Source organism: Xanthomonas sp. SI, assembly GCF_014236855.1.
In the GTDB taxonomy this organism is placed as follows: domain Bacteria; phylum Pseudomonadota; class Gammaproteobacteria; order Xanthomonadales; family Xanthomonadaceae; genus Xanthomonas_A.
Window position 1 is genome coordinate 897,124 of sequence record NZ_CP051261.1, and the last position, 12,628, is coordinate 909,751.

Below are 12,628 nucleotides of genomic sequence, written 5' to 3' on the forward strand. Positions count from 1 at the left end.
GAAGCCGACCCCAGACTGGCCGGCTTGGCCGTGGACCCGAGCGCGCCGACCCCGCTGTACCTGCAACTGGCCAGCAAGCTGGTGGAGGCAATCAAGGGCGGCCAATGGAAGCCGGGCGAGGCCCTGCCTGCCGAACGCCAGCTGTGCGAGCAACTGCAAGTGTCGCGGGTGACCCTGCGCCAGGCGGTGGACGCGCTGGTCGAACAGGGCCTGGTCTCGCGCCGGCAGGGCGCCGGCACCTTCATCACCTCGCACATCCAGCACCAGCTCAGTGGTCTGGCCAGCTTCAGCGAAACCCTGCGCATGAAGGGCCTGGAGCCGGGCACGCGCTGGCTGGAGCGGCGCGTGCGCCCGGCGCACGGCGAAGAGATCCTGCGCCTGGGCCTGTCGCCCGATACCGTGGTGGCGTCGCTGACCCGCCTGCGCAGCGCCGACGGCCGGGTCATGGCCTACGAGAAAGCGGTGCTGCCGCAGCGCACCGTGCCCGATCCGCTGGCCATCGGCGATTCGCTGTACGCCTACCTGGACGCGCAGGGCACCCCGGTGGTGCGCGCGCTGCAGTACTTCCGTGCGATCAACCTGCCGGCGCGGCTGGCCGGGCACCTGGGCATGAAGGAGGGCGAGGCGATCCTGCACGTGGTGCGGGTCGGCTACACCCGCGACGGCAGCGCGATCGAGCTGACCGACACCTATTGCCACAACGACTATTACGACTTCGTCGCCGAACTGCGACGCTGATCGACCGACCCACGCGCTTCCGGAGCCCGCCCGCCCATGACCACCGCACGGCCTGCCAGTCCCTTCGCCTCGATCGCCATCGTCGGGCTGCTGTTCTTCATCATCGGCTTCTTCACCTGGATCAACGGCCCGCTGATCACCTTCGTGCGGCTGGCGTTCGACCTCAACGAGGTCAACGCGTTCCTGGTGCTGATGGTGTTCTACCTGTCGTACTTCTTCCTGGCGCTGCCGTCGTCGTGGATCCTCAAGCGCACCGGCATGAAGAAGGGCCTGGCGCTGAGCCTGGTGGTGATGGCGGTGGGCGCGGCGGCGTTCGGCCAGTTCGCCACGCAGCGTTTCTATGCAGGCGCACTGACCGGTCTGTTCGTGATCGGCAGCGGCCTGGCCCTGCTGCAGACCGCGATCAACCCGTACATCAGCATCCTCGGCCCGATCGAGAGCGCGGCGCGGCGCATCGCGATGATGGGCATCTGCAACAAGATCGCCGGCATCCTGGCGCCGTTCCTGATCGGCACGCTGGTGCTGCACGGCGTCGGCGACCTGGCCACGCAGGTGCAGGCCGCCGACCCGGTGGCCAAGGAAGCGCTGCTCACCGCGTTCGCCGCCAAGATCCACCTGCCGTACCTGGTGATGGCCGGTGTGCTGGTGGTGGTGGCGATCGGCGTGCTGTTCTCGCCGCTGCCGGAACTGAAGGCGTCGGAAGTCAACGCCACGCCGGTCGGCGCCGGCAGCGCCGCGCAGAAGACCAGCATCTTCCAGTTCCCGCACCTGTGGCTGGGCGTGCTGTGCCTGTTCGTGTACGTGGGCGTGGAAGTGATGGCCGGCGATGCGATCGGCACCTACGGCAACGGTTTCCACCTGCCGCTGGACGAGACCAAGCTGTTCACCTCCTACACCCTGGCGGCGATGCTGGCCGGCTACGTGGCCGGCCTGTTGCTGATCCCGACGCTGATCTCGCAGGCGCGCTACCTGAGCGTGTCTGCAGTGCTGGGCGTGCTGTTCTCGGCCGGCGCCTACTTCACCCACGGCTACGTGTCGGTGGGCTTCGTCGCCGCGCTCGGCTTCGCCAACGCGATGATGTGGCCGGCGATCTTCCCGCTGGCGATCAAGGGCCTGGGCCGCCACACCGAGATCGGTTCGGCCTTGCTGGTGATGGGCATCGCCGGCGGCGCGATCATCCCGCAGCTGTTCGCGGTGCTGAAGCAGCACTTCGATTTCCAGCTGGTGTTCCTGCTGCTGATGGTGCCGTGCTACCTGTACATCCTGTTCTATTCCCTGGTCGGCCACCGCGCCGGTCAAGCCTCCGCCCGCGCGTGATCGCGCATCATGGGCGTACTTCCCGACGTGCAGGACCGCAGTATGCGTAGACCCACCATCAAAGATGTCGCCGAGCGGGCGCGGGTATCGTTGAAGACCGTGTCGCGGGTCATCAACAACGAACCGTCGGTGATGCAGGCCACGCGCGCGCGCGTGCTGCACGCCATCGCCGAGCTGGACTACGAACCGGATCCGTCGGCGCGCAACCTGCGCAGCGGCACCCCGTTCGTGATCGGGCTGGTGTACGACAACCCCAATCCGTACCACATCATCGGCGTGCAGAACGGCGTGCTGGCGGCGTGCCGCGAGACCGGCTTCGGCCTGCAGATCCATCCCTGCGATTCGACCTCGCCGATGCTGGCCGAGGAGCTGGCCGAATGGACCCAGCGCTCGCGCCTGGCCGGGCTGGTGCTGACCGCGCCGATGTCCGAGCGCGCCGAACTGGTCGCGGCGCTGACCGCGCGCGGGATCAAGACCGTGCGCATCATCGCCGCCACCGAAGATCCCAAGGACGGCCCCTGCGTCTACGTCGACGACCGCGATGCCGCCTACGAGGTCACCGAACACCTGATCCAGCTCGGCCACCAGCGCATCGGCTTCCTGTGGGGCGGCACCTCGCACCGCTCCAGCGGCGAGCGCTACGCCGGCTACGAGGCGGCGCTGAAGGACTACGGCATCACCCTGGACAAGCACCTGGTGGTGCCCGGCGACTACACCTTCGACGATGGCTTCCGCGGCGCGCGGCGATTGCTGGCGCTGCGCGAGCCGCCGACCGCGATCTTCGGTTCCAACGACGAGATCGCCGCCGGCGTGCTGGCCGCGGCCAAGTCGGCGGGCATGAACGTGCCCTACGACCTGTCCATCGCCGGCTTCGAGGACAGCCCGTTCTCGCGCCAGTCGTGGCCGGCGCTGACCACCGCCAAGCAGGCCACCGAAGACATCGCGCGCCACGCCGCCCGGCTGCTGATCAGCCAGCTGCGCAGCGACGCCTACGAAGACCATCCGGCGCCGATGCACAACCAGGGCTTCGTGCCGCAGCTGGTGGTGCGCGGCTCCACCGCGCCGATGCAGCCGCATTCCCGCCGCTCTCCTTCCCCCGATCCCACATGACCCTGCCCATGGCACTGCCCACCGAAACCGAAACCCTGATGTTCCGCGAAGCCGCGGAAACCGCCGATGTCGTCGCCGCGCAGTTCGCGCGCAACCATGCCGTGGTCAGCGCGCTGGCCGCTTCGCTGCGCGCCGATCCACCGCCGTTCGTGGTCACCTGCGCGCGCGGCAGTTCCGACCATGCCGCGACCTACGCCAAGTACCTGTTCGAGACCCAGCTCGGCGTCGTCACCGCCTCGGCCTCGCCGTCGGTGGGCTCGGTGTACGCCTCGCCGCTGCAGTTGCGCGGCGCGCTGTACGTGGTGATCTCGCAGTCCGGTAAAAGTCCCGATCTGCTGCGCAACGCCGAGGCCGCCAAGGCCGCCGGCGCGCGCGTGGTGGCGCTGGTCAACGTCGAGGATTCGCCGCTGGCGCAGCTGGCCGACACGGTGATCGCGCTCGGCGCCGGCCCCGAGAAGAGCGTGGCCGCGACCAAGAGCTACCTGGCTTCGCTGGCGGCGATCCTGCAGCTCGGCGCGCACTGGAAGAACGATGCGACGCTGCTCGCCGCGCTCGACGCGCTGCCGCAGGCGCTGCGCGCCGCGTGGCAGGCCGATTGGCGGCCGCTCACCGACGGTCTGGTCGATGCGCACAACCTGTTCGTGCTCGGCCGCGGCCTGGGCCTGGCCGCGGCGCAGGAAGCGGCGCTGAAGTTCAAGGAAACCTGCGGCCTGCATGCCGAGGCCTACAGCTCGGCGGAAGTGAAGCATGGACCGATGGCGCTGGTCGGCCCCGGCTTCCCGGTGCTGGCCTTCGCCCAGCCTGACGAAACCGGCGCCGGCACCAGCAGCCTGGCCGAGGAATTCCGCGGCCGCGGTGCGCAGGTGTGGCTGGCCAGCGCCGACGGCGATCTGCCGCTGGTCGCCGCGCCGCATCCGGTGTGCGCGCCGCTGCTGACCATTCAGAGTTTCTACCGCGCGATCAACGCGCTGGCGCTGCGCCGCGGCTACAACCCGGACCTGCCGCCGCATCTGAACAAAGTGACGGAGACGGTGTAATGACGACGACGGCGCTGCGCAATGCGCGTGTGCTCGGTGCGGACGGATTCCTCGATGGCGTGAGCGTGCTGCTGCAGGACGGGCGCATCGCCGCGCTGCTCGACGACGGCGACGCGCGCGTGGCTGCGGCGACGACGCAGCTGGACCTGGGCGGCGGCACGCTGCTGCCGGGTTTCATCGATGTGCAGGTCAACGGCGGCGGCGGCGTGCTGTTCAACAACAGCACCGACGTCGAGGCGCTGCGCCGCATCGGCCAGGCGCATCGCCGCTACGGCACCACCGGCTACCTGCCGACGTTGATCAGCGACGATGTCGAGGTGATGCGCGCGGCGATCGCCGCGACCCGCCAGGCCATCGCCGAGGGCGTGCCGGGCGTGCTCGGCATCCACCTGGAAGGGCCGTACCTGGCGCCGGCGCGCAAGGGCACCCACAACGTGGACAAGTTCCGCGTGCCCGACGCCGCCGAACTGGCGCTGGCAACCTCGCTGGACAACGGCGTCACCCTGATCACGCTGGCGCCGGAACGGCTGCCGGTCGACAGCATCCGCGCGCTGGCCGCTGCCGGCGCGCGCGTGTTCGCCGGCCACACCGCCGGCAGCTACGACGAGATCCGTGCCGGCCTGGAGGCGGGCGTGTGCGGCTTCACCCATCTGTACAACGCGATGTCGCCGCTGCAGGGACGCGATCCCGGCGCGGTCGGCGCCGCGCTGGAAGACCGTCACGCCTGGTGTGGGCTGATCGTCGACGGCGTGCACGTGCATCCGGCCAGCCTGCGCGTGGCGCTGGCGGCCAAGCCGCGCGGCACGCTGTTCCTGGTCACCGACGCGATGCCAATGGTCGGCGCCGACAGCCCCAGCTTCGACCTGTACGGCGAAACCATCACCGAGGTGGACGGCGTGGTGCGCAACGCGGCCGGCGCCCTGGCCGGCTCGGCGCTGGACATGGCCAGCGCGGTCCGCAACAGCGTGCAGTGGCTGGGCGTGAGCCTGGACGAAGCCGCGCGCATGGCCTCGCTGTATCCGGCGCAATGCCTGGGCCTGGACGACCGCTACGGCCGCATCGCGCCCGGCTACCAGGCCGACTTGGTGCTGCTCGACGACGCGCTGCAGGTGCGGCAGACCTGGATCGCGGGCGCGGTGGAATAATCGGCGGCGTTGCCGATCGTGCGCCGCGCGCGTCCGCCCTCGCGCAAGCGGGTGGCGTTCGTCGCCGGCGTGCTGGCGATTTCGATCCAGTTGTGGGAGCGACTTCAGTCGCGACGCGCTGCACCGTGAATGCCGATCGCACCCAAGCGAAAGCCCTCTAGCCTGAGCCGATGCCTACCGCCGGTTCCGACCTGTTCGCCTTGCCGCTGCACGACGGCCTGCACCGGCTGAGGTTGCGCGACGGCCGCGACGCGATCTGCAAACGTCGCCACGCGATGCCGGCCGATTTCTTCGCCGCCGAAGTGCGCGGCCTGGACGCACTGCGCGCTGCGGGTGGCCTGCGCGTGCCGCAGGTGTACGCGCAAGGCGAAGACTGGCTGTTGCTCGAAGACCTGGGCGCGGCAGCGCCGCATCCGCACTTCGCCCGGCTCGCCGGCGAGGGCCTGGCACGCCAGCACCACGTACGCGGCGGCCACTTCGGTTTCGACCACGACGGCTACATCGGCGACAGCCCGCAGAACAACTGTACCGACTGCGATGGCCATCGCTTCTTCGTCGAACGGCGGCTGCGCCCGCAAGCGGAGCGCGCGCTGCGCAACGCGGCGCTGGGCCCTGCCGACATGGCGCGCCTCGAACGGCTGTACGCGCGCCTGCCGCAGCTGATCCCGGCGCAGCCGCCGGTGCTGCTGCACGGCGATCTATGGCAGGACAACCTGCACTGCGCCGGCGACGGCCTGCCGGCGCTGATCGATGCCGGCGCGGCGCACTACGGCTGGGCCGAGGCCGAGCTGGCGATGCTGACGCTGTTCGGCGAACCCGATCCGCAACTGCTGCGCAACTACGCCGAACACGCGCCGTTGGCGAACGACTGGCGCGAACGTGCGCCGCTGTACAACCTCTACCACCTGCTCAATCACCTGAACCTGTTCGGCGCGGGCTACCGTCCGAAGGTGGAGCAGGTGCTGCGCCGCTTCGGGTAGGATTCGGCATCCCGCCGCGAGCGGACGACTTTGCGACAAGGACGCCGAATGAAATCAGCTTATCCAGGTGCCTGCGCCTGCCTGTTGGCGATGGCCTGCCTGCCCCTCAATGCCCTGGCTGGCGTCGACGCCAGCGCCGCTTCCGCGCCGCGGGTCGCCCCTGCCCAGGTCCAGACAGCGTCCGCTGCGCAGACCGCCGATGCGGTGCAGATGCTCGACAAGGCGATTGCGCTGGTGCGCGAGCATGCCTACCACGTCGATCGCATCGACTGGGTCCGGACCGAGTCGCGCCTGCGCGCGATGGTGCGCGCAGGCGCGCCGCCGGCCGATGCCTATCCGGCGATTCGCGCGTTGCTCGAGGCCCTTGGCGACGGACACAGCTTCCTGATGCCGGCCGCCACGGCGGCGATGCGTTCCGATACCGGTACCCGCGCTGTAACTGTCGCGTCACCGCCGACGCTGGTGTTGGTGCTGCGCGGCGAGACCGGGTTCGTCGCGATGCCCGGCTTCACTGCTGCCGACCCGGCGGCGCAACAGGCGTTCGCCGCCGGCATCGGCAACGCCATTGCCGCGGCGGCGGCCCAGACCCGCTGCGGGTGGGTGGTGGACCTGCGCGACGACACCGGCGGCAACATGTGGCCGATGCTCGCCGCGTTGCGTCCCTTGCTGGGCAATGGCGTGCTGGGCACCATGCGACCCCGCGACGGCAGCAACCTTCCGTGGTCGGCATCGGGCATGCCGCTGGCGGACGCGCAGCGCTGGCCAGACCTGACCCAGGTGCCGGTGGCGGTGCTGCAAGGGCCGCGCACCTCCAGTGCCGGCGAAGCGGTCGCCGTTGCGTTTCGCGGTCGCACTGCCACCCGCAGCTTAGGCCTGCCCAGCGATGGCCGCGTGTCGGCGAACATGTCCTTGCAGTTGCCCGACGGCAGCATGCTCGCGATCGCCAGCGCCTACTATCGCGACCGCAACGGACAGCTGTATCTGCAGGCGTTGCAGCCGGACCAGCGCGTCGCGGTCGACCCTGGCGCGATCGACAGCACGGTGGGCCAGGCGCAGGCCTGGCTGGCGACGCAAGGCCGCTGCGCCGGTGGCGGGCGCTGAATGATCAGACCTGGGCGCCGACGCTGTCACGCGCGAGAGCGCCTTCGAGCTGCGGGCGGCGGTAGGCAGGGGGGCAATGCCGACCGGGCAAACACTGCATTACCTACGATACGCACAAGCAGCGACCCGGTGATCCATACCCGTCGCCAAACGGCAAGCAGCTTCTGAAGGCTAGTGGGCCATGGGCATCAACCAGATTCTCCTCTCCGAAAAAGACCATGGCCTTGGGCAAGTAGGCGGTGGCGCTTGGCTCATGGATCTCGATATGTGGCCAAAGGATCCGAAGACCGGTCGCCTGATGTTGCCGATGCTCATGGTGACATCGAACTTCCTGGGAACTTCTTTTATCCCGCCGGACATGGCTCTGACGGTATTCGTTTCCGTCGTGCGCGAAGGCGATACGTACAAGCGGTCATCGTTGCGTCAATTGGCCGTCCACCAACAGAGCGAGATGGAAAAGCTGGCGCAGGGGCACAGCAAGGTTCTGCTGCACACGTTGGCACCTGTCGAGCTTTCGCCGCCGATGCTGGAAGATCCGATTCCGCGTAGATACATCGCCCAGCAACCCCTCACCGATGAACAAATGTCCGAAGAGCTGGATGATCCTGATAGTGGCGCCAGTCTCAGCAAGGCATTAGGTCGCCCTGGCTGGTTGCAGGATCCCTTGTACGAGAGCCCGCGCTATTATTTCCTGGCCCAACTCCTGGACGCCGACATCGCTGGAATCAGTTCGCGCCACGAAGGAATTTTCGGCGGCGGCATCGGCTATGTGTTCGCCGACAACCGAGCGAAGAAGATGAAGGAAGGCGACGAAGCTGGGTATTTCTTCGTTCAATTTACCTGAGCTGCGGCATCGCAATCCAGCGACGCCTGCAACAGACGGATGCGACATAGTGCCCGGCCACATCAGTCCGCGGGCGTGTCACGCGCCGCGGCGATCGCCTTGATCCGCGCCTTCGCCAGTGCCTCGCCGATCTGTGGGCCGCTCAGGCCTTGCGCGGCCAGGTCGCGGGCGTTGACCGCCAACGCCGCGGCGTGCAGGCGCTGCAGTTCGCGGCCCTGCGGATAGTCCGCGTCCTCGCTGCCGAGGCGGCCGCGCTTGTCGGCTTCGCACACCAGTGCCAGCTGCGCGATGCGTTCGGGCTTGCGGAAGCCGTCGCAGCGCTGCAGCAGTTCGTGCACGGTACGGTCGCGCAGCTCGGCCAGGCGATGCACGTTCAAGTGCTCGCGGCAGGCGATCTCGGCCAGCTGGCGATGTTCCTGCGGCAGCTTCAGGCGTTCGCACAGCGCGCGTAGCGGGGCGACGCCGCGCTGTTCGTGCATCACATGCTTCGGCCATTCCGCGGGTGGCGTCAGCGCCTTGCCCAGGTCGTGGGTCAGCGCGGCGAAGCCGATCAGCGCATCGCCCGGCGCCAGCCGCGCGGCCATGTCGCTGACCAGTTCCTGGTGGCGGCCGGTATCGATCTCGGGATGGTATTCGGCGCGCTGCGGCACGCCGTACAGCGCGTCCAGTTCCGGCAGCACGCTGCGCAGCGCGTCGGCATCGTGCAGCGTGCGCAGGAATGCCGACGGCTGCGCCGAGGCGAGGCTGCGCCGCAGCTCCTGCCACACGCGCTCGGGCACCAGCGTGTCCAGTTCGCCGCTGGCCGCCATCTCGCGCATCAGCGCCAGCGTTTCCGGCGCCACGCTGAAACCGAGCGGCGCCAGCCGCGCCATGAAGCGCGCCGCGCGCAGCACGCGCAACGGGTCTTCGCCGAAGGCCGGGCCGATGTGGCGCAGCACGCGTTGTTCGATGTCGCGCACGCCGCCATACGGATCCACCAACGTGCCGCTGTCCTCGTCGCGGGCGATCGCGTTGATGGTGAAGTCGCGCCGCTGCAGGTCTTCTTCCAGCGTCACCGACGGGTCGGCGTCGACCACGAAGCCGTGGTAGCCGCGCCCGGACTTGCGCTCGGTACGGGCCAGCGCGTATTCCTCGCCGCTGTGCGGATGCAGGAACACCGGGAAATCGCGGCCCACCTGTTTGTAGCCCAGGTCCAGCATGTGCTGCGGCGTGGCGCCGACCACGACCCAGTCGCGGTCGCCGGGCGGCTGCTTGAGCAGGCTGTCGCGGACAGCGCCGCCAACCAGATAGACATGCATCGAAAAGCCCCGCGGCACGCGATTGCTGGGTGATGAAACCGGGACGCGTGTGGGACTGCGCCGCGATGGCGGCCAATGGTGCCTGATTCTCGCGGCGTCTGCATCTTCCGGCGCCTGGCGTGTGTGCCGCGCTTGTGCGCTGCTATGCTCGGCGGCGGCGGCGGCGGCGGCGAGCAGGCTACCGAACTGCAAGAGGCACGACATGAACTACGAAGGCCCAGAGGGCGGCTGTTCACAGCAGCGCCGCCGTCTGCTCAAGTCGATGGCGATCTTGCCGCCAGCATCGGCGTTGGTCAATGCGTTGGCCGGCGAACCTGGCGAGAGCGTCGCGCCGGTAGCGTTGGGTATCCGCGCGCCACGCGTGGAATGGCGTATCGCGCCGCTGGGCATCGATACCTTGCGCCCGCGCTTCGATTGGCAGTTGCAGGGCGTGCAGGACGGCGCGCGACATCTGCGCCAGCAGGCATATCACTTGCGCGTCGCCTCGTCGCTGGAGTCGCTGCGCGCCGGCCGCGCCGATGTGTGGGACAGCGGTCGGGTCCCCGGCGAGCACACCCGCGCCACGCCGTTCCGCGACCTGCCGCTGCGCTCGCAGCAGCGCTACTGGTGGTCGCTGCGGGTCTGGGACCGGCACGGCCGCGCCTCGGCGTGGAGCGAACCGGCGTCGTTCGCCACCGGCATTCTCACCGCCGCGGACTGGCGCGCGCGCTGGATCGTGCCGGCGCCGGTGGACGGGGCCGAGGCGCTGCCGCTGCTGCGGCGCAGTTTCACCTTGCCAGCCGACAAGCGTGTGCGTCAGGCGTTGCTATCGATCAGTGGACTCGGCCAGTACCTGCTGTCACTCAATGGACAGGCGCTGCACGCCTCGCTGGACCCGGGTTGGACCAATTACCGCAAGACGGTGCTGTACAACACCTACGATCTCGCCCCGCACTTGCTGGCCGGCGCCAACACGCTGGGCGTGATGCTTGGCAATGGCATGTACAACGTGCCGGATCGTCCTGGCCGCTACACCAAGTTCGTCGGCTCGTTTGGCGCACTTACCCTGATCGCGCAGTTGCGTGTGCTGTTCGAGGATGGCAGTGAGCAATGGCTGCTCAGCGACGAGGCGTGGCAGTCGCGCTCCGGTCCGGTGACGTTCTCGTCGATCTATGGCGGCGAAGACGTGGACGCGCGCCGCGCGACCGCCGGCTGGGACACGCCGCACAGCGAGCTGCCCGGGTGGACGTCGGTGATCCGTGGCGAGGGGCCGGGAGGCACGTTGCGGGCGCAGGCCACGCCGTCCGTTCTGCCGGTCGAGACGTTCGCGCCGGTGGCCGTGCAGCAACCCCGGCCGGGCGTGTACGTCTATGACTTTGGCAGTAACTTTTCCGGGCGGCCACGGTTGCAGGTGCGTGCCGGGCGCGCCGGGCAGACGATCCGCCTGACCCCGGGCGAGGCGCTGGATGCCGCGGGCCTGGTCAGCCAGCGCAGCTACGGTGCGCGGGCGGATTTTGCCACCTATTTCAGCTACACCGTCGATGGCGCCGGCACGCAGACGTTCCACCCGCGCTTCACCTATCACGGCTTCCGCTATTTGCAGGTGGAAGGGGCGGCGCCGGCCGCGCAGGCGCAGGCCGACATGCCGGCGATCGAGGCGCTGCATGGCGAATTCATGCACGCGGATCTGCCACGCAGCGGCCGCTTCGATTGCAGCCTGCCGTTGCTGGTGGACACCCATCGCATCATCGAACGCGCCTTGCTCAGCAATACGGTCAGCATCTTTACCGACTGCCCGCACCGCGAGAAGCTCGGCTGGCTGGAGCAGACGTACCTCAACGCCGATACCGCGCTGTACAACCTCGACGCGATCACCCTGTACGAAAAAATGGGCCAGGACATCCTGGACAGCCAGCTCGACGATGGCCTGGTGCCGTCGATCGCGCCCGAGTACACCGTCTTCGCCGACCACGGCCGCAATAACGCGTTCCGCGATTCGCCGGAGTGGGGCATCGCGGCGGTGCTCAGCCCCTGGGCCGCTTACCGGCGCTATGGCGATCCGCACATCCTGGAGCAGAACTATGCGGGCATGCGCCGCTATCTGGCGTATTTGCAGCGGCAAGCGCACGACGACATCTTGGACTATGGCCTGGGCGACTGGTATGACATCGGCCCCAAGGAGCCGGGCGAGGCACAGCTGACCAGCAAGGCGGTTACCGCGACCGCCGTCTACTACGAGGCTTTGGATGCGATGGCGCGGATCGCCGCGATCCTGCGCCGTCCGGCCGCAGAGCGCGAGGCTTACCGCCAGCGTGCTGCTGCGGTCAAGCATGCGTACAACGCGCGGTTATTCGATCCTGCACGCAACCGCTACGATCGCGGCAGCCAGACCGCGCAGGCGATGCCGCTGGTCGTGGGCCTGGTGCCGTCCGGGCGCGAAGCGGAGGTGCTGGCGAATCTGGTCGCGACGATCCGTGCCGACGGGAATGCGGTCACCGCCGGCGATGTCGGCTTTCACTACGTGGTGCGTGCGTTGACCGAATACCGCCGCGCGGACGTGATGATGGCGATGCTCGCGCTCACCGATCGGCCTAGCTACGGCTATCAGCTCGCGCATGGCATGACCTCGCTGGCCGAAGCCTGGGATGCCAATCCAGCGCAGTCGTTGAACCACTTCATGCTCGGCCATGCCGAGGCGTGGCTGTATGGTGGGCTGGGAGGTGTCAGCGTGGACTTCGCACGCGCCGACGGCGGCTTGCCGCTGCGCATCGCGCCGCAGCCGGTCGCCGCGGTCGACCATGCCAGCGTGGCCTACGAAAGTACGCTGGGCCGGGTGGAAAGCGTGTGGCACCAGGACCGGCAGCGGTTGTGGCTGGATGTGGCGATTCCGCCTGGCGCCACCGCACAGGTCATCCTGCCAACCACCGAGGCCGCGGCGATCAGGGAAGGCGGGCGGCCGCTGGCGCATGCCGGCGGTGTGCTGCGGGTCGACGCCTGGCAGGGGCAGGTCGCGTTGACCTTGGGGTCGGGCCGCTATGGCTTGGAGGCGCCGTTGGCACCACGGTGAACGCCGCTGCCC

General features: G+C 68.9%; 10 protein-coding genes. 9 read left to right on the forward strand and 1 reads right to left on the reverse strand.

The features are described from left to right. Positions 1-15 precede the first annotated feature (15 nt). From HEP75_RS03885 to HEP75_RS03920, 8 genes are all read left to right on the forward strand, one after another. A complete protein-coding gene (locus HEP75_RS03885) occupies positions 16-738 on the forward strand; it encodes a GntR family transcriptional regulator (protein ID WP_179568040.1) in 723 nt (240 codons plus the stop codon). 36 nt (positions 739-774) lie between these two features. Next, entirely contained in the window at positions 775-2,055 is a 1,281-nt protein-coding gene (locus HEP75_RS03890; RefSeq protein ID WP_185825523.1) for a sugar MFS transporter, read from the forward strand. 42 nt (positions 2,056-2,097) lie between these two features. Next, positions 2,098-3,165, forward strand: a complete 1,068-nt coding sequence (locus HEP75_RS03895; protein WP_058360639.1) for a LacI family DNA-binding transcriptional regulator — start codon at positions 2,098-2,100, stop codon at positions 3,163-3,165. Positions 3,166-3,173: 8 nt separating this feature from the next. Beyond that, entirely contained in the window at positions 3,174-4,202 is a 1,029-nt protein-coding gene (locus HEP75_RS03900; RefSeq protein ID WP_058360658.1) for an SIS domain-containing protein, read from the forward strand. Continuing rightward, on the forward strand, positions 4,202-5,347 hold the full coding sequence (gene nagA / locus HEP75_RS03905) for an N-acetylglucosamine-6-phosphate deacetylase (protein ID WP_185825524.1): 1,146 nt from the start codon (positions 4,202-4,204) through the stop codon (positions 5,345-5,347). Before HEP75_RS03900 ends, nagA begins: the two co-directional genes overlap by 1 nt. A 170-nt stretch (positions 5,348-5,517) precedes the next feature. Beyond that, complete coding sequence (locus HEP75_RS03910) at positions 5,518-6,327, forward strand: fructosamine kinase family protein (RefSeq protein WP_185825525.1); 810 nt, start codon at positions 5,518-5,520, stop codon at positions 6,325-6,327. 48 nt (positions 6,328-6,375) lie between these two features. Continuing rightward, positions 6,376-7,428 carry a S41 family peptidase gene (locus HEP75_RS03915; RefSeq protein WP_185825526.1) on the forward strand — a complete coding sequence of 351 codons (1,053 nt, stop codon included), beginning with the start codon at positions 6,376-6,378 and terminating at the stop codon, positions 7,426-7,428. Between the two features lie 181 nt (positions 7,429-7,609). Next, positions 7,610-8,272: a hypothetical protein gene (locus HEP75_RS03920; RefSeq protein ID WP_185825527.1), complete on the forward strand. Its 663-nt coding sequence runs from the start codon at positions 7,610-7,612 to the stop codon at positions 8,270-8,272. A gap of 62 nt (positions 8,273-8,334) precedes the next feature. Here the strand turns inward: HEP75_RS03920 and HEP75_RS03925 are convergent, their stop codons facing one another. Then, complete coding sequence (locus HEP75_RS03925; RefSeq protein WP_185825528.1) at positions 8,335-9,570, reverse strand: multifunctional CCA addition/repair protein; 1,236 nt, start codon at positions 9,568-9,570, stop codon at positions 8,335-8,337. A gap of 202 nt (positions 9,571-9,772) precedes the next feature. Between HEP75_RS03925 and HEP75_RS03930 the strand changes: the two genes are divergently transcribed. Further along, the gene (locus HEP75_RS03930) at positions 9,773-12,616 is read left to right on the forward strand and encodes an alpha-L-rhamnosidase (protein WP_185825529.1); all 2,844 of its coding nucleotides are present in this window, start codon (positions 9,773-9,775) and stop codon (positions 12,614-12,616) included. The last annotated feature ends 12 nt before the right edge of the window (positions 12,617-12,628 follow it).